Here is a 20,858-nt window from a genome sequence, read left to right on the forward strand (position 1 = left end):
TAAGTGCTGTCACCAAATCCATGTCTGAATCATACGCAACCCCAATGGTCAATTCTACCCTACGGGTTTTATCAGAAAGGGTCCAATTGGTCAGGTGATGTGCCAAAAGATCTCCATTGGGAATGATGACTTCTGCACCATCCCAGTTTTTTATTTTACTTGCCCTGATTCCGATATCTTTGACTACCCCTTCCACAGTTCCAACCTGTATGGTATCTCCAATCTGTATTGGCCTTTCAAATGCGAGAATAATCCCTGAGACGAGGTTGTTGACAATTGTCTGCAATCCAAAACCGATACCAACAGAAAGCGCACCCAGGATTATGGGAATCTTATCAATCGGAATCCCTGAGGCTGCCACAGCAATAAAAAACCCCAAAGTAAATATTGTCAATCTGATCAGGAGGATAGTGGATCCTAACCTTTTGCTTCTCTCGGCCCCATGGTGTTCATCCTTGAGAGAGGCGATATATCCAATAGTATTTGCCAGAAAAGAGGATAAGTAAATGATCAAAATGAACACTGCTATTTGAGAATAGGTGAAAGCAGCATTCAGGATTTGTCTTGGTTTGTCCAAAAACGAAAAAACAGCATCTAAAAAAGTGTCCAATAAATGAAGGCTTTCCAGAAAAAAATATCCCCATATCAAAACAGCAAGGTAAGTAAAAAACTTATTTACTCTTTTTTGAATGTCATAAAATGAAACCGTAGAGGTAAAGCCATCTCCACTCTTTTTGCTGACTTCAATTTGAATATAAATTATTTCCTTAAGGATAATTACAAAGATTATCAAACTTACAGCATGCAACAAACTAATTGAACCTACGATTCCAACCATTTTTGAGAAGCTAAATCTTCCAAAAATATTTGCCAAAAGAGAAACAGATTCGAAAATCATATAAATAACCAAAATGGTTTTAAGATATTCTGGCAGATTTTCTTCTTTTCTACTTTGGAGTTTAATCATTTTCCAGCCAAGAAAAATGCCTAATAAATTGAATACTATCAAGTGCCATCTTTCCTGATAGGCAACCTGCCAATATAGATTGCTCAGGATACTAAAAAAAAAGAGAAAATAAACTACAAGCCAAAGTCTGAAGGCTCTTTTAGACAGTCTTGTCCATAGCAGTACGGTTGTAATCGTAACCAAAACTAACATCAACAAAGCCAAAAACACAACAGGGGGATATGGAAATAGAAAAGGCGAAATCGCTAAAATCACCACCAATGAAGAAAGAAAAGGATGTTTGTTCAGGTATTTCAATCGTCCAAAGATAATTGTAGCAAACTCCTTTTCGCGTTTGATTTTCTTGATGTTTGAATGTATGTAAGCAAAAAGAAGAATTCCCAAACCGAGAATAAAAACAGTTAAAGCAATATACCGAGATAGATAATTATCTACAATCCAGATATTGATCCGCATTGCTTTTAAAAAAACATCAACCAATCTTTCAGTATTTGGAAATTCCTGTGGCTCCCATAAATAATTGTTCTCTTTTTTAAATAAGTTTTCCTCAAATTTTATCCGCGCTTGCCTTAAGTCTTCTACTTTTAAATCAATTTCGTTCAAAAGTGTAGAAATCCTAGACTGGAGAACAACAGCAATTATTCTTTGGGAATTAAGCGCACTATCAGTTTCGTTTATATTTTTCTTTAAGGCTTTGATTGTAACCTGGTATTCGACTAAAACTGTGGTATCTCTAAAACTATATTTAAGCAAGTCATCCCTCTTAATACTATCCAACTTTTCTCTTACATTGACAAGCTCTTCGATTCTATCCAAAATCAACCCATCCTTATTTTTGAGCTTTCTTTCGGTATATGCCAAGAAATTTTCCAAAGCTGTAATATACCTTAGGTTTATCTTTGAATTCTCTATAATAAGGGCCTCTGAAATTTGATCCAAGATGGTTTGGGCATCAGGAACTGACTCCAATATATCCATGGTATCCAGTTCATTTTTTAGAACCTGACCCATCCTGTTGATAGCAGTGGTATACTCTTTTACTTTTTTGATTCCCCCTTCCAAGGAAGGTATTTTTTCCACTACAACATCTTTGGCTTGTTCCTCAGAACTCAATTCAATTAAACTGTCAATAGAGGTTATAGGAGTATTTTCCTGGGCGACTCCAAAATAGGTGATGAATAAAAGAAGAGAAGATATAACAAAGATTTTACAGCTCATGGTAATTTTTAAAATCTAAATGTAAGGATATTAGGTTTTTCAAACAAAAAGCTCCCCTTTATCAATCTTATCATATCCGAAAACCCCTGCAATACAATTTATTTTGGGGTCAAATATTGCCATTATGACCGAAATTACTACGATATCGGATAAATTAATGTCAAAATGGCTTGATTTTTCTCTTGGTACAAAATTTAATATAAACGATAGTGCAGATAAATTTGATTTAACCAAAAAATATCAAACCATGAAACTTGTAAAATACAACCAACTTGACCCGGCCTATCCGGCTACCTTTAGCACCCTTTTGGACAGATTCTTCAATGATTCTATCGGCCAAAATCTCAAAAAATTCACTCCTGCTGTGGATATCGCTGAGGATGAAAGCAAATATGAAATGCATGTCTCTGTTCCCGGTATGAAAAAAACAGATTTCAACCTAGACTTAACTGAAGGAAGACTAACAGTCTCAGGAGAAAGAAAGCTGGAAGAAAAGAAAGAGGGGAAAAATTTCCACTCACTTGAAACACACTATGGCTCTTTTAGCAGGTCATTTTATTTGCCGGATGACGTCAATTCTGAAAGCATTGAGGCTGTTTATGAAGATGGGCTTCTCAAAATCAATTTGCCAAAAGCAGAGAAAAAAATCAATAAAGCGAAAATTGAAGTAAAATAAGGCAAGTGGGGAAACCCACTTCCTTTTTTCTTGTTGTACAGATGTGGAAACTCTCCACCCACAGGACTTTACTGTTAATCCTTGTTAAAAACTTTTACCGATCTCATAAATAAGCTTGGTATTTGATAACAGGACAATGTAAATTTCGTGTACAAACCAGAACTTAAACCACTATAAAAATGAATAAAACGCAGTTTTTCTTAGGAATCATCCTTGCTTCCTTGATTGGTGGCGTGATTGCCCTAGCAGGGGCCAGTTACCTTACCCAGCAGAATTCAGCCAATAACTTTACAGACAAACAAGACACAAGCCTAGTCAATTGGCTCTCTGATGAGAAGTTCAATGTACCTGACGGGATCAATTTCGTGGCTTCAGCAGCAGCAGTCACTCCGGCCGTGGTACACGTTAAAAGCAGCGTCACCATCTCCCAAAACCAAAGAGGATCGGATCCATTTGAAGAGTTTTTTGGCTTCCGCAATCCTGATAGGGACATGCAGCCAAGAGAAGGGATGAGCTCGGGCTCGGGCGTAATCATATCGGAAGATGGCTATATCGTAACCAATAACCACGTCATCGATAATGCTTCCAAAATCGAGATTTCTTTGGAGGATAATTCCAGATACACAGCCCGAGTCATTGGAACAGATCCTACCACTGATTTGGCTTTGTTGAAAATCGAAGCAAACGGTTTGCGCTTTGTGAAGTTTGGCGATTCTGATAAAATGAAAGTCGGTGAGTGGGTTTTGGCAGTAGGCAATCCCTTTGACTTAACCTCGACTGTCACTGCCGGTATCATCAGTGCCAAGGCAAGAAATATCGGAATCCTGAGGAATTTGGAAAATAACCTTCAGATTGAATCTTTCCTTCAGACAGATGCAGTAGTCAATCCAGGCAACTCAGGTGGTGCTTTGGTCAACCTTGCAGGAGAATTGATAGGTATCAATACTGCTATTGCCTCTAGAACCGGAACATTTAACGGATATGCTTTTGCAGTTCCAAGTTCTTTAGTCAAAAAAGTAATGGATGACCTCCTGGAATATGGAGCGGTGCAGAGAGGATTATTGGGCGTACAAATCAGAGATGTGTCCCCTGAATTAGAAGAAACTCTTTCTGAAAAACTATTCACTTCCAGAGGCGTGTATGTAGTAGAGGTCAATGAAGGTAGTGGAGGAAAGGAAGCAGGATTAGAAGCAGGAGACGTCATTATAGGTATTGATGGTGTAGAAACAAACAATGTGGCCAAGCTACAGGAAATGGTTGCGAGAAAACGACCGGGAGATAAAGTAGAAATCAAATACCTGAGAAAAGGAAAAGAAGCAAAAGCTACTGCAACACTTAAAAACATTTCCGGAGACACCAACATCGTCAAAGTCATTCCTCCAAAAATCGTCAGTTTCAACGGCGTGACTTTTGAAGACATAAAGCCTGCCATGAAAGAAAGACTAGGCATAGAGGGCGGTGCCGGAATCACTGCTGTGGAAGATGAAAATTGGAAAAAATCAGGCGCAAAGCCAGGTTTTATCATCACTTCAGTAATCGGTTCTAATGGAAGAAATAAAATCAACAATTCCGAACAATTGGTAGATATATTAAAAGACAATATCGGCGAGGAGATCGTAATCCTTGGGCTGTATCCTAATGGTCAGGAATACTATTTTGAAATTAAAGTAGAGTAAGGTTAAATGTTGATTTGAATACCAAAGCCGATCTGTAATTCAGATCGGCTTTTTTTGATTCAAACCAATATAGCTTTTGTCCATTAGTAAGGTGAATGAAATCCGGAGACAAAAATGATCAACGGAAATCTTTGACAAAATTCAATCAAGAAATGAAGATTTTAATTGCAAACTGTGATTTCGGTGGTGAGATTTCCTTCGCTGTAGACAGGTAATTTGGGACTGATATAGTGAATCCCCAATCCAAGTCCTCTCACAATAAAAAGTATCCCGATAAACATTGCAAAATAAGGTAGTGCGTTGGTCAATTTATTTCGGAAGGATAGTGAAAGGATTTTTCCTGAAATCATGACCATCACCAGCATCGGCGTAGTCCCCAAACCAAAAAAGAACATGTACATTGCGCCTTCAAGTGGACTTTGGAGTGCAAGAGATGCGATCAATGCGATATAGACCATTCCGCAGGGAAGCAATCCATTGAGTAATCCTGAGGCAAAAAAAGCCGGTGTCCCTCCTTTTTTAAGAAAGTAACCTAGAGAAGACTTCAGCTTATTTACTCCTCCGTACAATCCGGATTGGGTGATGATTCTTTCAGAACTTTTGTAAAAAAATGCCATCAATAAAATAAGCGCACCCATCGCGATGGAAATCCACTGCTGAATGCCCGCCAAAGCTAGGGAAAAACCGACTAATCCAATCAATGCTCCCAATAAGGAATAAGTAACTGTACGGCCTAGGTTGTAGATGATTTTGTTGCGTAGAAATCGGGAGTTGTCTTTGGCAGCCACCGCCAAAGCAATAGGTCCACACATGCCTAGGCAGTGAAAAGAACCTAAAAATCCCAACAAAAACGCCGTCCAGATCATTTAAATATTGATTTTCTCTTCGTGAAAATAATCGACTCCATTTTCCGACCAAGTCAGTTTTAACTTCCAATAACCCGGCTTCAAACTTTTCAGGTCAAAAGCATTCGCATTCATAGCGGAAATATCAAAATCAATCTTTTGGTCCAATCGCGCATCAGATGGCCTGAAAAGGTGTATTGTTCCTTTGGAACCAACAGGAAGATGCAAATCCACTTTTTTGAGTTGACCATCATAATCCAAAACCTTGTAATCAAGAGAATTTGCATTGATCATCTTTTCTATTTGATCTTGGTACTTGATTTCTTCTCCATAATAATCCTCGGTGACAAGATGGATATCATCCTGCTTAAAGCAGATCGTGACCAATCCTACCATCAAGCTGATGAAGACAATCAATGTGATTACTATTCCTTTTCCCCAGTTCATATTTTTGATTAATTGGTTAACTGTTTAACTGACCACTGATTCCTGTTTACCGATCACTGACCACTGAAAACCGGCCCAACAAAGCTCGTTCTGATCTTGTCAATTACTTGGCCGTTTTGCATCAGCAATAAGGTAACATCTTCCTGGTTTACAAGCATGTCCTTTTGGTCTTTTACCAAAAAGAACCTTCCGTTGAATTTCGCCTGACCATCCAAAGTCCAGTTTTGGTCTCCGACCACTTCTACGGCATATTTTTCATTTTCAGAAACTAAAGCTACTTTTTGGGCATCAAATGTTTTGTTGATAAAACTCACTTCGTAAAGATTACTGATTTGACCCGTATCCCGTGCCTGATAAGTCATCCCCCTAAATCTCGTAACAGTCGCAGCCAAATCTTCCCTTGTTGCAATCAAAGCAACAAATGCTGCCAACAAAACCACCAACATGGCAGAATAAGCTTTCACCCTTGGAGTAATCAGCTTTTGCGTCCGGTGCATCACACTGTTGTCTGAAGCATATCTGATCAAACCCTCTGGTCTTTCCACTTTGACCATGACTTCATCACAGACGTCGATGCAGGCAGTACAGTTTACACATTCCATCTGCACGCCATTTCGGATATCAATCCCCGTCGGACAAACCTGAACGCAAAGTCCACAGTCGATACAGTCCCCTTTGGGCGTTTCTTCTATTTTGTTTTTTCGAATAGGTCCACGTGGTTCACCTCTGACGTGGTCATAGGTGACATTGATCGAATTGGCATCCAACAATACCCCCTGTAGCCTTCCGTAAGGACATACTACAATACAAGCCTGCTCTCTAAACCATGAAAAAACAAAGAGAAAGATCCCTGTAAACGCCATCAAACCGATAAAACCAGCCATATGAGCTGAAGGTGGCTGGCTTACGATTTCCATTACCTGATCCACACCGATGAGATAGGCCATAACCAAATGGGAAATCATCAAAGAGATGATTACGAAAATGGTCATTTTCAAACCCTTCTTCCAAATCTTCTCTGTATTCCAAGGCATGGCATCCAACTTCCTTTGCTGGTTTGCATCGCCTTCTATGGCATATTCGATTTTGCGGAAAACCATCTCCAAAAACAAAGTCTGGGGACAAGCCCATCCACAAAAAATCCTTCCAAACACCGCCGTGAAGAGGATTACAAACACAAACAATATCAATAATAAGAAGATCAGCAAATGGGTATCCTGAGGCCAAAATGCAGCACCAAAGATGATAAACTTCCTTTCGAATATATTAAACAGCATGTAAGGCCTTCCGCCCACTTGAATAAATGGTCCTGCAAATAAAATGGCCAAAAGCACCCAAGAAAGATAAGTTCTCCATTTGTAAAATTTACCGGATACTTTTTTGGGATAGATCCAGTTCCGCTTTCCTTCTGCACTTACAGAGGCAAGAGAATCCCGAAAATGCTCCGGATCTAAATTTGGATTGATCTTACTCATATTCTTCGAATTGAAAATTTAAATTTGCCAAACCTTAGGTTGGAAAATTTTAACCCCTGAGAGATACTCCTCTCAGGGGCTATTATTTATTTGGCTTCAGCTACTGCTTCTACAGCAACAGGCGCTGCGACTGAATCTGCTTTGGCAGGCTCAGCTCCTGCCGGCACATATCTCTCTCCCTCTGCTGCCTTGGGATTGGCAGGGGTAGTTCCTTGGAGTGTCAAGATAAAACTGGCAACTTGTTGAATTTCTTCAGGACTCAATTGGTCTTGCCAAGGAATCATCCCTTTTTCCGGTACACCATATTTGATCACTTTGAAGATATCGTTGATTGATCCTCCATGCTTCCAATACTCATCTGTGAGGTTTGAACCTACGCCTCCACCCCCATCTTGAGCGTGGCATGCCACACAGTTGGCACTGAAGATACTTTGTCCTGCCGCAATGGCTGTGGGAGTTTCATCAAATACCACCGAGGTTTCATCAATGCTACTTACAGCAAGTGCCTTATATTCCTCAATCTGAATAGCTGCAATTCTCTGTTCTTCTGCATATTCTTCGAGTTGGGTTTTGCCCAAGCCCAAAACAGTAAAGTAGGTGAAATAAACAACAGCGAAGCCTATAGTGAGGTAGAATACGTTGGCCAACCAAGGCGGCATGTGGTTATCAAGTTCCACTATACCGTCAAAAGTATGTTCCTTCATGAGTTCTTTCTCTTCTTTACTTCCCACAGGTTTCATATTTCCTATGACGTATTTGACCTTGAACTCATCCCACCATGAAGGTTGGTTTGCCATTTCGGGATTTTCTTTTCTGAATACTGCCGTCATAAACGTCATCAGATAAATCATCAATATCAGAAGTAAGACGATGACACCTAGCACTACTCCAAGAATCACAAGGAGCGTGAGTTGGGTGCTGTCCATACTTTGAAGGTTGCCAAACCACGTAGATTCGCTGGTCTGTGCAAATGAAGGAAGTGCTAAAAACATTCCTGCTATCACTAGAAATAAGGATTTAAACTTTTTCATAGCCTCCGATTTTTTGTGGTTCGTCATTTAAAGGCATTTCCTTCATGTGGTCGATATATTTTTTATCAACTTTGATCACCCATATAAACATCCCTATAAAGAAAATCACAAAGATCAACAAGGAGATGATGGGGTAGATTTCTATGTTCTCGATCGAACTTAATATGTCCTTTTTCATAGTTCCTGATATTTATGGGTTAGAAGCTGTTGTTTTTTTGATATCTGTACCCAAGCGTTGCAGATAAGCGATCAATGCTACCATTTCAGATTCAGGCATTACTTCTACCCCTGCTGTTTTCAGGTTGGCAGCGATCTTGTTAGCCTGCAAAGTCAGGTCTGCATTGGCTTGCGCATCATATCCTTCAGGATAAGGTACACCTAGTTTTTGCAGGGTTCTGATTTTTGCAGGAAGATCAGAATGGTCCATGATATTGGTGGACAGCCATGGGTATGGAGGCATCAATGAACCGGGAGACATAGATGTTGGATCTACCATGTGGTGATAATGCCAGCTGTCAGGATATTTTCCTCCCTCTCTATGCAAATCCGGACCGGTACGCTTGGAACCCCAAAGGAATGGCCTGTCATAAACAAATTCACCTGCCTTGGAATATTCGCCGTAGCGTTCAGTCTCCGAACGGAAAGGTCTGATCATCTGAGAGTGGCAACCCACGCATCCATGAGAAATATAAAGGTCCCTTCCCTGTAGCTCGAGAGGAGTATAAGGTGTCACACTTGAAATCGTCGGTACATTGGATTTGACCAAGATGGTTGGAATGATCTCTATTGCTCCACCTATCAAGATGGCTATGGTAGCCAAAACTGTAAAAAATACAGGTTTTCTTTCCCATGCTCTGTGCCAGAATTCTCCCTCAACAGGTACATGCGGTTTCAAAGCAGGTGCTTCGTCAGATTCCTCAGCCATAAATTTACCTTGTTGGGCTGTTTTTACCATATTGTAAACCAACAAGAATGCACCTGCCAAATACAACAGTCCTCCAAAAGCCCTCAAAATATACATCGGTTTGATTTGAATGACAGTCTCCAAGAAGTTTGGATAAGCCAATCTACCGGCTTCAGTAAATTCTTTCCACATCAATGACTGTGTCAAAGCGGCCACATACATAGGAAGTGCATAGAAAATAATTCCTATAGTACCCATCCAAAAGTGGGTTGTAGCCAATTTTGTAGAATACAGGTTTGTCTTCCACATTTTTGGCCATAACCAATACAACATGGCAAAAGTAAAGAAGCCATTCCATCCCAAACCTCCAATATGTACGTGTGCTACGATCCAGTCAGTATAGTGGGCTATTGCGTTTACATTTTTCAAGGAAAGCAAAGGTCCTTCAAATGTGGACATACCGTAAGCAGTCACTGCGACTACCATAAATTTCAAAACAGGGTCAACCCTAACTTTGTCCCAAGCGCCTCTCAGGGTCAAAAGACCATTGACCATACCTCCCCAAGAAGGAGCAATCAACATGACTGAGAAAATAGTTCCCAATACCTGTGCCCATTCAGGCAATGCCGTGTAAAGCAAATGGTGTGGACCTGCCCAGATGTACAAGAAAATCAATGACCAAAAGTGAACAATGGATAACTTGTAAGAATAGACCGGTCTATTGGCAGCTTTTGGCAGATAATAATACATCAATCCCAAGAAAGGTGTGGTCAGGAAGAATGCAACGGCATTGTGTCCGTACCACCACTGTACCAATGCATCCTGAACACCTGCGTAGGCAGAGTAGCTTTTGAAAAAGGATACAGGCAATGCCAGGGAATTGAAAATATGGAGAACAGCTACTGTAACGAAAGAGGCCAAGTAGAACCAAATGGCGACATACATGTGCTTTTCTCTTCTTTTGACCAGGGCACCGATCATATTGGCACCAAAAGCAACCCATACTATGGCTATCAAAATATCAATCGGCCATTCTAATTCGGCATATTCCTTAGAGGTAGTCAAACCTAAAGGAAGGGTAATGGCCGCCAACAGAATGATCAATTGCCAACCCCAAAAATGGAACCAGCTGAGGGCCTTGCTCCACATCGGTGTTTTCAATAGTCTAGGCATGGAATAATAAATCCCCGCGAAAATCGCATTTCCAACAAAAGCAAAAATCACCGCATTGGTATGCAATGGTCTGATTCTTCCAAATGTGGTATAGGGATTTCCCAAATTGGCCTCGGGCAAAAACAGCTGGGTGGCTGCTATAACCCCGACCAGCATTCCGACAAGCCCCCAGGCTATGGTGGCGACGCCGAAGTACTTTACGATCTTGTTGTCGTAACTGAACTGTTCAAGTGTTGTTCCTGGCATACTTATTTAGATTTTGTTGATGGTGATGGTTCTTTTTTATCTTTTATTTTTGGTTCATTTTCAAACAGGATCCGGATGGCAGGTGTATGGTTATCATCAAACTGACCTCCTTTCATGGCCCTGAAAAACAGGAAAAGAAAAGATCCGGCGAGGATGAGACTGATTGCGATCAATACAAATATGACTTCCATGGTTACCAGATTTTGTCTTTAAGGCCTCTTCGGTAGGCGAGATAATTGGTGGTCAGCGTGGTAAAAACCACTACCGAAATACTGCTGATAGGCATAAGGATGGCGCAGAATACCGGACTCACCAGTCCTTGTACTGCAAAGTATACCCCGACAATATTATAGGTAAAGCTCAATCCAAAACTGGCCTTGATGATTTTTCTGCTTGTTTTGGTAAAATCCAAAAAGGCGGGAAGTTTTTGGATGACCGCCGCGTCCATGATGGCATCTGAAGCAGGAGAGAAATTGGTTATTTTGTCCGTCAATGCTATTCCGACCTGACTTTCCCGCAAAGCACCTGCATCATTAAGGCCATCCCCTATCATGAGGGTGTGGGCACCATTTTGGTTTAGGTTTTTGATATAGCCAAGCTTGTCGCTTGGTCCTTGGTTGAAATTCATCAATATCTGATTTCCAAAAACCTTTGTCAGATTCACCCGCTCATGGTCTTGGTCACCGGAAAGAAAATGAACCGGAAACTTCTCTTTGATATCTGAGATCACATTTTCAATCCCTTTGCGCAAGCCGCTCTGAATGAAAAAATACCCCAACAATGTCCCTTCGACTGCAAAAAACACCAAGTTCCCCCCTTCGGGCAGTCCTTTTGTTCCTGCTCCCACAAAGTCCGCAGAACCCAATTTTATTTCCTGGGATTTGTAAATAGTCCTAAGTCCTTTTCCGGCAATCTCTTCCACTTCTTCCAGTTTGATTCCTTTGACGCCATCAAGCCAGGAATTAACCCTATTGCTGAGCGCATGTGTAGATTGACTTACCAAGGACTTGATGATGGATTTGGATTCATCCGAAAGTGGTTCTCCAAAATATTTTACTGAGGCTTCTGAAGTCGAGGTCAAGGTCCCGGTTTTGTCAAAAACAACTGTGTCGACTTTGGCAAGCTTCTCGATGACATGTGAATTTTTAAGAAAGAATTTGCCTTGGCCAAACACCCGCAGCGTATTGCCCAAAGTGAAAGGCGTAGACATGGCCAATGCACAGGGGCAGGTAATGATCAATACCGAGGTAAAGGCCAAAACCCCCATTGAAAGCTGACCCGAAACTCCCCAATAAACCAACGCGCCAAGGGCTATTGCCAAGACGGTGAAAGTAAACTTTCCTGAAACTTTGTTAGCAAGGGATTCGAGACTATTGACCTTTTCTTTTTCGAAAGAATCATTATTCCACAAATCCGTCAGGTATCCCTGAGAGGGTGATTTTTGCACAGTTAAGGTCAAAGCCTTCCCTTTTTGTCTTCCCCCGGCGTAGATAAGCTCACCTTTTCTTTTGGCAACAGGAACTTCCTCTCCGGTAACAAAACTGTAATCAATGAATGCTTCTCCTTCTAAAAGTATGCTGTCTGCCGGTATCAGTTCTTCATTTCTGACTTTGATGATGTCCCCGACGTTCAGCTTGATCAAAGGAATCACTTCCTCCTCATCCCTTACAATTTTGGTGACGGCTACCGGAAAATAAGATTTGTAATCCCTGTCAAAAGAAAGCGTATCGTAGGTTTTCTGTTGGTAATATTTGCCGATCAAAAGGAAAAATATCAAGCCTCCCATGGTATCCATGTAGCCCTCATTTTCCAAAATGAAGATATCGAAAAGACTATATGTGAAAAGGGTGATAATCCCGATGGCGATCGGCACATCCATGTTAACCGCTTTATTTCGGATGGAAAGCCAAGCGGAGCGGTAATAATCCGTCGCAGCATAAAAAAATACAGGAAGTGAAAGCATGACGTTCAGGTAATTGAAAGTTTTTTTGAACCCTTCTCCCAACAATTCTGCTTCCGCAAAATATTCCGGTAGGCTGAACAGCATCATATTTCCAAAGCAAAACCCGGCTACTGCAAGCTTGTATATCAGTTTTTTATCAGTGACTTCAACCTTCTTTTTATCTGCATCTGCCAGATTGATAGCGGGCTCATATCCAATTTTGGAAAGCAGCCTTACCAATTCTTTGAGACTTATCTTGTCATGAATGTATTTGACCTGAACTTTCTTTTTGATGAATTCAACCCTTCCGGAAATGATCCCGGGATGGAGTTTATGGAGGTTTTCCAAAAGCCAGATGCAGGAAGCGCAATGGATCAATGGAATCGAAAAAGTAATATGCGTTTCTTCAATGTTTTGGAAGTCTATCAGCTTTCTGACAATGTCTGCGTCATCCAAATAATCAAATCTGTTATCTCTACCGGAAACTGATTTTTGACTCAATCCAGGCTTATCAGCAATATCATAATAAGTACAAAGGTCATTTTCACTCAACACTTCATATACCAGTTTACAGCCGGTGCAGCAAAAATCCTTTTCTCCAATGTGGAGAATTTCATCCTTGCATTCCTCCCCGCAGTGATAGCACGTAGAAGTTATCTGATTGATAGATGTGTTGACCTGATTTGACATTTGGTACAATTTAGCTAGATAGACCCCTTAAAAACATGACAAAAATCATATAAAACAATGATTTAAAATGCTAGATAAAAAGATAAGCGGTCGTACCACATGCCGCCCTTGTAGAAATGAAAAAGAACTTTGGCTAAGTCTGACTGGTAATTTTTTGTTGTTACCAAAAGCGTGCAATGATGCTTGACCGCATAAGACCAAAAATCCCCAATGCGGTTGAAGTTAAATTTGATAAATGAAGTCTCGGCTGTGGAATTACTCACCAATTGCACTATTTCTTGTTCTTCTCTCATTTTTGACTTGGGAATAAAACTGGGAGAAATGATGGTAGCTTTGCTGTTTTTGATGTTATCCTGAAAAAGTTCTATGAAATTTCTGATCAGTCTAGCCGAAGCGGGAGTACCGTCATAATGAAAAAGCAGGTTTTCAGTGGACATTTCTTTATCAAAAAGTAAAACAGGGATTCCACAGGGTTCATTTTCCAAGGCTTTGGGTTTTTCCAAGCCATGCAACCAATCAAGCACCTCCGGCAAGTGAGCCGTAAAAAGGGTTGGTCCCTGATGAGGGTTGCACATCATTCCACTGCCCCCTCTTGTTAGGTTTACCGGGAATCCCGATGGCAGCTTTTCGCAATAGTGAGACTTTATTATTTCCTCCGGAATTGCAAAATTCACTGTATTGTCAATTTTAATAACCATATCTCTTCCCTCCTTTGCTACAAATCTAAAGGAAGAGTCAAATTTTTGGGGTGACATTAAGTAGGTTCAAACATGATTAAAATCATGTTTTTGAATAAAAAATGATTCCAAGTTAAAATTGTATGTCTTTTAAAATAAATAAAACTTGGTGCTTTTTCCTTTTTTATTTCATTGGGAAACAATCAATTAATATTCAAGTCAGACATATTTTTGAGAAAAAGTGATTATTCTCAGATTGATTTCCCAAATTAATGTTCAAAAGATTTTATGCCATGAAACATTTGATGATAATCCCTTTACTTTTTATTTCCTTCAGTCTCTTTTCGCAGTCTTTCCCATTATTTGATGGAAAATCCCTGGATGGCTGGTATATGGATGTCCCTGATCTGGAAAAGGACAGCAGCTTGAGAATTCCCTTTATTGTCAGAAACGGTCTGCTTGTAAGCTTGGGAACTCCCAATGGCCATTTGCTGACAGAAAAGGAATATGAAAATTACAGGCTGGAGGTCGAATACAGGTTTGCCGGCGAACCGGGAAATTGTGGGGTTTTGGTTCATGCCTCTGGTTCAAGAAATCTCTACAAGATGTTTCCCAAATCCATAGAAGTCCAGATGATGCATGAGAATGCAGGGGATTTTTGGTGTATTGTGGAAGATATCCAAGTTCCTGATATGGAAGCCCGTCGTGGCCCAAAGGAAAACTGGGGCATTACGGAAGGGAAAGGAAGACGGATTCTCAACCTGACCGATAATTCCGAAAAACCATTGGGCGAGTGGAACAAAATGACAATAGAATGTAAGGGTGATACCATTACCGTTTGGCTCAATGGGGACCTCGTCAACCAAGGCTACGGAGCGACTGCCTCCAAAGGGAAAATCGCACTTCAAGCAGAAGGGGCTGAAGTGGAGTTTAGAAAAGTGGACTTGTTTCCATTAAAAAAGTGATCCTAAACATTAAAACAAAGCAGTCACCTGCATCCTGCCAATATGGACCAATCTGTCTAGGCCTTGAGAATTCCTTCCTTCGTAGACCATATTCATCTGAAGACCCTCACCTATTTTCTGCAGCCAATTGAAAGTCCAGGTCAGGTTATTGCCCGGAGTCAAGGCTTGAAGCATTTCGTACCCTGCGGGTGAATTGGGCTGACCGTTGTATTCAATGAATGTATACTTGAAATTGGCATTGATGGTCGTCTTGATTGCCTTGGCAAACCTGAAGTCTATACCCATCTGATGGATCATCGACCGCTCGTTAATCTCTTGGTTGGCAAGATTTTGCTTGTCCATATATTGGTACATCAAAGTGGACCTGAACAGACTGCTTGGCTGCCAGGCGATTTCAGGACCAATTCCATATTGGTCAATGAAATAATTTCTGTTACTCAAAAAATCCGAATTGGCTATCCTTTTACCCGTCTGTGCCAAAATTCTAAGGTTCAGCACAGGACTGAAATTATAGCGCGTATTGAGTCTCCAATCTTTTTGGATCAGGTCATCAAATCCACCCGAAAGCAATTGTTTATTTTGACTGTCAAACAGAGAAAGATCAAAACCATACTTCGCCGAAGAGCGGTTGAAGAAAAAAGAGGATCGGATTACCTGTCTCACCGAAATCAAATCCTCCGGAGCAAATCCACCTACAAATGGATTGACCCGATCCCAAAATTCATTGGAAGTAATCTTCTTTTCAATGCTCAGACTTGTGGTATTTGAAAATTTATGCAGGAATTGCATTGCTCCTCCTGCCGATCTCCAAGTATCCGGAAACTTTGCATTGAGTCGATAGTTGAAAATCGTAGTATAGGCCTGTACAAACTCAGTGGTCGGGACAAAGACTTTGATAAAGTTCTTTTCTTCGGGATTTATAGCAATGTAGAATTCATTCAACTGTTGGACCCCATCATTGTTGTCATCCCTCCAAGCATGGGTTCCCTCACCGGTAGGCACGGGCAGAAAGATAAATTCCCGTCTAAACTCACGCCCATTGCCAAGAGCATAGCTAAGTTCATTCCTTACATTTCCTTTTGCCAAGGTGCCGAGATAATCCACTTTGCCGAGAACGGTAGTTTCCTTTTCTTGATTCAGCCTGAGGAATTCCAATTCTCTGTAAGTAAATGTGGCCGTCAGGTCATGCGCTCCAAATCTCCTTTTCAACCCAAACATGGTCTGAAATGCTTCCGTATCAGGGGTAATCACGCCATTGACCGGAAATTTATCTTCTCTGATTGAGGCATTCAGAAAGAAAGAGTAGGGCAAGGTGTCATTTGATTTCAGGTAAACCAGGTGTTCCAAAAAATTCATGGCAGTACTCACCACAGAGTCCTTTTCTATATTGCTCACTGCATTCCTGTCGACCATGATCCTATATCCCGGAACCAAGACTTTAGACCTGTACTGTAAATCTCCTGTATACCTTAACCAATCCGAATTAAGGTCCCTGACATTGGAATTCAACAAAAAGAAACTGTTTTTGACAAAAATCCGATTTCCTAATTGCTGATCCCATTTTGCAAGATGTTGGGTTCCATCCAAAACCTGTCCCCTATTTCTAAGGTTGAACCTGTAGCTGAAGGAATTGTGGATGTCCTTGTTGAGTTCGATCTGTGTATTGAAGATCCTTTCATGGCCTGCTTCCAATGCATCCTCAGGATTCAAACTCCAATCCCGGTCAAATTCAATATATCTCAGGCGATCAATAAAACTGAAATACGCGGAGTTGTATTCATACTCGGCCAAGGCTCGGAATTTATATCCATTGAACAAATCCAAAATCCGATTTTCCGAAGCAATCCCGGATTTGATACCAAAACCCTTGTTGGTCTCATTGTCAATCGGGGAAAAGAGATTTTGGTCAGAATTTGAAAAAGCGACTTCTGTGTATACCTGCTCGTATTGATTCAACTTCACCCTCGTACCCGTTGTAAACATTTGTTTTTTATTGGGTGCAGGAAGTGGAGAAAATATGGAATAATTCCCCTGTGATTGCCCTCCAACCTTTGGTACAAAAGCAAAAACAGGACCGTTGGACAATTGGCTTTGCCTGATATAATCTCCGTTTCCTTGGCCCACTTCACTGAAAGAAACTGCAAAAAAAGCCTCATTCGGATCATTGGAATATTCGAAGTACTCAAAAGGTCTTCCTTGGTCATCTATATCAGCTACTTTTCTATAGAGAATCCTATTGGGATCAAAGGCCACACTGTCCACCCTTGGTATGGAGGCGGCCTCGGTATCATTCCCGACGGAGGCAAGGAGGACCTTATCTTCATCTGATAGCTCAAAAAAAAGTGGTCTGTTTCTGTTGTCCTGTTCTCTGTACAAATTCATGTAAAAGGATACCCGATCAGATTCCTGAATATGATTTGCGGTAAGGATCGATCTGGAATAATTCCTCTCAGCGTATTCGAAGTCTATTCTGATTCGGGTGTATTGGGTAATCAAGACCTTTGGGGTAAAGGTAATTTCACCCTGATTGTAATCGATGACATAATCATAATTGAACCCTCTCTGAAGCTGTACGCCGTCTAAAAATACCCTTTCAGAATTGGCCATGATGATGACAAATCTTTCATTCTGAGGACCCGGAATCCTATAAGGCCCAAGGGTCCCTTCCGTCACTTCCAATAAAATAGAAGCAAACTTTCCTTTGGCAACAGATGCCGCTGCTTGGGTAGATGCCTGCCACTTATCCCCTAGCCTATAATTGGTCGTGAATTGGGCTCCCTGCACATTTTTATAATACCTGAGGAACTCAGATTTTCTCTGCTGTAGCACTACATCACCTGCCGAAAGACTGAATTTATCATTATAAAGCTCGACTAGAATATTATCAAAATCCTGTACCTGTTGGGTATTACCTTCAGGCTGAAAAGGCACATTTTGATCGGTGATACTTGCCCGGATATTCAGGTTTTCTGTCAGCTGTCCACTCATCTGAAGATTCAGAGAGGAATTGACAAAAAGGTTTTGCGTATTGCCAAAAGAAATTCCGCGGGTTAGGTTTCCTGATTTGTTGAGGTTTGTACTTGGGAAGAGTTCTTCACGAAAATCAAAAGTGGGGGCTGCCTGATACCTGTTATTCTTAAACATGGCAGTCGAATCGTAATCTGCCAAAAGGGTCCTTTTGGAGGAAGTCTGGTTCAATGCAAAGGGAAAAGTTCTATAACAAACAAGAAGGGAATCCGCTTTGTCTTCGGGATTCAATTGGATTTTGATATTCCCAGAATTAAGGTCATAAGTGAATGGATAATCTTTTTCCGATTTGTCTTTCACACTGATACTTTCCTCAATGACACTCAAAGAATCGAGTAAAAATTGGTTGGAAGCTTGACCAGCTGGTATCCATTTGCAGACAGAATTTTGGGCAAAAATACCAGTACAAAATCCCAAGTTCAAAATTAGAACCAAGACAAAATACCTTACCCGAATCATACTGTTATGCATATATCCTTGCTAAGGTAATATTTTCATCAAAAAGATGGATAACTCTCAGATTAAAAGCATTTTCCCAGATTCAAACGAAAAAAAATTGACTAAAAATAGGAATGGAAATATAGAAATGGCTTATACTACAGGAGTTTCCTTAACCAGATTGAAGGACAAAAAGAAGGAAGTTCCCTTACCCTCTTCGGTCTCAAACCATATTTTGCCACCTTCGGTTTCGACCCCTCTTTTGGCAATGGCAAGCCCCAATCCCGATCCTTCGGACTTGGTGCTGAAGTTTGGTGCAAAAATCTTGTCCCTCAATTCTTTCGGGATTCCTTTACCGTTGTCTTTTATTTCCAACAATACCTGAAGATCTACGACTCTAAGAAAAACCAGTATGATTGACTTTTTATGTGGTTCGGTGGCCTGAAAACCATTGATGATCAAATTGGCGATGATCCTTCCAAAAAGCTGTTTGTCCCCCATCACCGGTAAGGTGTCTTCATCCGTGAGGTCACCATATATTATTTTTTCATTTTCCCTGTTTTTAAACAATTCCAATGTACCCAAAACCACATTTTTGAAATCCATCAATTCTTTCTTTGGCTTCGGCATTTTGGCAAAACTGGAAAAAGAAGTGGCGATATCGCTCAGGGTATCCACCTGATGAATCAAAGTCTCCAATGGCTGCTTAAGCTTTCCCGGATCATCTAATTTTCCCTCTGATTGCAACCTAAGCAAATGCTGCAAGGTAAGCTTCATGGGAGTCAGCGGATTTTTGATTTCATGGGCCACTTGTTTGGCCATTTCTCTCCAGGCAGATTCCTTTTCCGAATAGGCAAGGTCTTTCTTACTTGCTTCCAGTTTGAACAACATGTTGTTGTATTCATTCACTAAGAGTCCAATCTCGTCATTGGTGGGCCAATACATAGGTTCATTGTTTTCCAAGCCAGTCACTTTGAGTTTTTGGGTCAGGAGTTTAAATGGAAAAGTCAGGTTTTTGGAAACGAAATAGGAAATGAATAAAAACACGATGAAAACCAAAACGAATATGTTGATGATATTGCTCAATACATCTGCTATCAACAAGTCCAATTCGGTCTCCGATTCAAAAAAAGGAACCGCTACAATCGCCTGTACTTCTTGCCCGTCCTTAGACCTGATCGCAGAATATACAGACTTGAAAGTCAGATTACCTATTTTTTCTTCCAATAGGACAAGGTTATTCTGTCCTTCCACCAATTCCACGATGGCATTGGGATTGATATAATTGGTCAATACTTTTTTGTCAAATATATTTGGCTGGGACGTACTGACCAAAACCCCATCGCTGCTGAAAAGGTTGATGTCAGTATTTGCATTTCCCGAGAGGTTGTTAATGGTCTCCAAAAGCTCATCCTTCTCCAAAATTCCACTGTTTTTCTTTTCTATAATCGGGGAAAGATTATCGGTTACCAAGGATGTTTTTTGAAGGTATTGTCTGTTAAGCTCCTCCTGATATGAACTTGTAAACAATCCGACAATGATCAGACTTATTATTAGGATAGGAAAGAAAAATGCAAAATTTAGGTAAAGCTGGAGTTTTGTAGCATAGTTGAATCTGTATGATCCAATCCTTTTTGAAAAAGTACCAAACACCAAGGCAATAAGCGTGAACAGGATGAAACCCAAAAAGAAAAGTGAAATATCAGCGAGTATATAATAAACAGGATAAACCGGGGATGACACCACAATCACCTTGTCCAGCTCCTTGACTCCAACATGGTGGAACCTCCCTTTGTAAATCCCTGAAGTATATAGAATAGATTGGTTCAATAGCTCTTCTATACCCGCAGCCCGATAGTTGAACAAACCTACACCATATTTTAATTCCCCTTCCTCATATACTGCATAGTCAAATTTTTTATCGTTTATGCCAGCCATATATTTCTCATCAATCAGCAGCTTGGGAAATACAGAACCGGGGACAATCCGCAATTGCCTTAATTCCAGGAATACCGTACCGATATAAAAATTATCTTTAAAGATCGGAATGAATGCAAAATATTGGTTTCCGTCACCTTCTGTGCCCTTATGGATAAAATACAGATCCTTCACAGAGGTAGCGTAATCACTTTTGACAAATTGCATTTCAATTTCGTTTAGAGTATTGGAATTATACCTTTCCAAAATATTTTCCCCTAAATAATTAAAGACTTTTACTTTGAGCACATATTGGTCAAAGTAATTGTTCATATGGATTTTCCTTATCTTCTGTTCAATGGGCTCCTTCCTCATCAAAGGGTCCGTCATTGAGTTTTTGATAAATAAATCTTGGCTAATCCTTTCCATGATATCCGAAAGAAAAAACTCGGCAAGAATATCGTTTTCGACTAGCATTTCAGTCCCAAAACTTGCCTTGGATTTAAAATTACGGTCTAGATATAATTGGTGGGAAGCTAACCCT

The 20,858-nt window shown here is 40.6% G+C and carries 15 protein-coding genes; 3 read left to right on the forward strand and 12 right to left on the reverse strand.

Annotation, left to right across the window (positions count from 1 at the left end; genetic code table 11):
* The coding region (locus ACZFYI_RS03130) for a mechanosensitive ion channel family protein (protein ID WP_462522669.1) at positions 1–2,185 on the reverse strand (2,185 nt) is incomplete at its 3' end.
* Positions 2,186–2,432: 247 nt separating this feature from the next.
* Between ACZFYI_RS03130 and ACZFYI_RS03135 the strand changes: the two genes are divergently transcribed.
* Both ACZFYI_RS03135 and ACZFYI_RS03140 read left to right on the forward strand, forming a co-directional pair.
* Positions 2,433–2,861 (forward strand): Hsp20/alpha crystallin family protein, encoded by a 429-nt coding sequence (locus ACZFYI_RS03135; RefSeq protein WP_462522670.1) that lies wholly within the window; start codon positions 2,433–2,435, stop codon positions 2,859–2,861.
* Between the two features lie 179 nt (positions 2,862–3,040).
* Complete coding sequence (locus ACZFYI_RS03140) at positions 3,041–4,537, forward strand: Do family serine endopeptidase (protein WP_462522671.1); 1,497 nt, start codon at positions 3,041–3,043, stop codon at positions 4,535–4,537.
* A gap of 161 nt (positions 4,538–4,698) precedes the next feature.
* On the opposite strand, the gene ACZFYI_RS03145 is transcribed toward ACZFYI_RS03140, so the two are convergent.
* From ACZFYI_RS03145 to ACZFYI_RS03185, 9 genes are all read right to left on the reverse strand, one after another.
* The gene (locus ACZFYI_RS03145) at positions 4,699–5,403 is read right to left on the reverse strand and encodes a sulfite exporter TauE/SafE family protein (protein WP_462522672.1); all 705 of its coding nucleotides are present in this window, start codon (positions 5,401–5,403) and stop codon (positions 4,699–4,701) included.
* Positions 5,404–5,829, reverse strand: coding sequence for a FixH family protein (locus ACZFYI_RS03150; protein WP_462522673.1), 426 nt, complete (start codon positions 5,827–5,829; stop codon positions 5,404–5,406). It abuts the gene before it with no gap.
* A 53-nt stretch (positions 5,830–5,882) separates the two neighbouring features.
* Positions 5,883–7,304 carry a cytochrome c oxidase accessory protein CcoG gene (gene ccoG, locus ACZFYI_RS03155; protein WP_462522674.1) on the reverse strand — a complete coding sequence of 474 codons (1,422 nt, stop codon included), beginning with the start codon at positions 7,302–7,304 and terminating at the stop codon, positions 5,883–5,885.
* Positions 7,305–7,390: 86 nt separating this feature from the next.
* The gene (locus ACZFYI_RS03160; protein ID WP_462522675.1) at positions 7,391–8,335 is read right to left on the reverse strand and encodes a c-type cytochrome; all 945 of its coding nucleotides are present in this window, start codon (positions 8,333–8,335) and stop codon (positions 7,391–7,393) included.
* A complete protein-coding gene (locus ACZFYI_RS03165; protein ID WP_462522676.1) occupies positions 8,322–8,513 on the reverse strand; it encodes a cbb3-type cytochrome c oxidase subunit 3 in 192 nt (63 codons plus the stop codon). Before ACZFYI_RS03165 ends, ACZFYI_RS03160 begins: the two co-directional genes overlap by 14 nt.
* A 12-nt stretch (positions 8,514–8,525) precedes the next feature.
* Entirely contained in the window at positions 8,526–10,658 is a 2,133-nt protein-coding gene (gene ccoN, locus ACZFYI_RS03170) for a cytochrome-c oxidase, cbb3-type subunit I (protein WP_462522677.1), read from the reverse strand.
* A gap of 2 nt (positions 10,659–10,660) precedes the next feature.
* Positions 10,661–10,849: a cbb3-type cytochrome oxidase assembly protein CcoS gene (ccoS, locus tag ACZFYI_RS03175; protein WP_462522678.1), complete on the reverse strand. Its 189-nt coding sequence runs from the start codon at positions 10,847–10,849 to the stop codon at positions 10,661–10,663.
* A gap of 2 nt (positions 10,850–10,851) precedes the next feature.
* Positions 10,852–13,290 carry a heavy metal translocating P-type ATPase gene (locus ACZFYI_RS03180; protein ID WP_462522679.1) on the reverse strand — a complete coding sequence of 813 codons (2,439 nt, stop codon included), beginning with the start codon at positions 13,288–13,290 and terminating at the stop codon, positions 10,852–10,854.
* 62 nt (positions 13,291–13,352) lie between these two features.
* Positions 13,353–13,988, reverse strand: coding sequence for a hypothetical protein (locus ACZFYI_RS03185; protein ID WP_462522681.1), 636 nt, complete (start codon positions 13,986–13,988; stop codon positions 13,353–13,355).
* Between the two features lie 272 nt (positions 13,989–14,260).
* Here ACZFYI_RS03185 and ACZFYI_RS03190 point away from each other — a divergent pair, with 272 nt between their 5' ends.
* Entirely contained in the window at positions 14,261–14,932 is a 672-nt protein-coding gene (locus ACZFYI_RS03190) for a 3-keto-disaccharide hydrolase (protein WP_462522682.1), read from the forward strand.
* A 9-nt stretch (positions 14,933–14,941) separates the two neighbouring features.
* Here the strand turns inward: ACZFYI_RS03190 and ACZFYI_RS03195 are convergent, their stop codons facing one another.
* Positions 14,942–18,418 (reverse strand): hypothetical protein, encoded by a 3,477-nt coding sequence (locus ACZFYI_RS03195; RefSeq protein WP_462522683.1) that lies wholly within the window; start codon positions 18,416–18,418, stop codon positions 14,942–14,944.
* 132 nt (positions 18,419–18,550) lie between these two features.
* The coding region (locus ACZFYI_RS03200) for an ATP-binding protein (RefSeq protein WP_462522680.1) at positions 18,551–20,858 on the reverse strand (2,308 nt) is incomplete at its 5' end.

The organism is Aquiflexum sp. (assembly GCF_977115555.1).

What these genes read in the sequence shown, in the direction of transcription:
- ACZFYI_RS03135 (WP_462522670.1), top strand. Translation starts at nt 2,433, where the DNA reads ATGAAACTTGTAAAATACAACCAACTTGACCCGGCCTATCCGGCTACC.
- ACZFYI_RS03140 (WP_462522671.1), top strand. Translation starts at nt 3,041, where the DNA reads ATGAATAAAACGCAGTTTTTCTTAGGAATCATCCTTGCTTCCTTGATT.
- ACZFYI_RS03145 (WP_462522672.1), bottom strand. Translation starts at nt 5,403, where the DNA reads ATGATCTGGACGGCGTTTTTGTTGGGATTTTTAGGTTCTTTTCACTGC.
- ACZFYI_RS03150 (WP_462522673.1), bottom strand. Translation starts at nt 5,829, where the DNA reads ATGAACTGGGGAAAAGGAATAGTAATCACATTGATTGTCTTCATCAGC.
- ccoG (WP_462522674.1), bottom strand. Translation starts at nt 7,304, where the DNA reads ATGAGTAAGATCAATCCAAATTTAGATCCGGAGCATTTTCGGGATTCT.
- ACZFYI_RS03160 (WP_462522675.1), bottom strand. Translation starts at nt 8,335, where the DNA reads ATGAAAAAGTTTAAATCCTTATTTCTAGTGATAGCAGGAATGTTTTTA.
- ACZFYI_RS03165 (WP_462522676.1), bottom strand. Translation starts at nt 8,513, where the DNA reads ATGAAAAAGGACATATTAAGTTCGATCGAGAACATAGAAATCTACCCC.
- ccoN (WP_462522677.1), bottom strand. Translation starts at nt 10,658, where the DNA reads ATGCCAGGAACAACACTTGAACAGTTCAGTTACGACAACAAGATCGTA.
- ccoS (WP_462522678.1), bottom strand. Translation starts at nt 10,849, where the DNA reads ATGGAAGTCATATTTGTATTGATCGCAATCAGTCTCATCCTCGCCGGA.
- ACZFYI_RS03180 (WP_462522679.1), bottom strand. Translation starts at nt 13,290, where the DNA reads ATGTCAAATCAGGTCAACACATCTATCAATCAGATAACTTCTACGTGC.
- ACZFYI_RS03185 (WP_462522681.1), bottom strand. Translation starts at nt 13,988, where the DNA reads ATGGTTATTAAAATTGACAATACAGTGAATTTTGCAATTCCGGAGGAA.
- ACZFYI_RS03190 (WP_462522682.1), top strand. Translation starts at nt 14,261, where the DNA reads ATGAAACATTTGATGATAATCCCTTTACTTTTTATTTCCTTCAGTCTC.
- ACZFYI_RS03195 (WP_462522683.1), bottom strand. Translation starts at nt 18,418, where the DNA reads ATGATTCGGGTAAGGTATTTTGTCTTGGTTCTAATTTTGAACTTGGGA.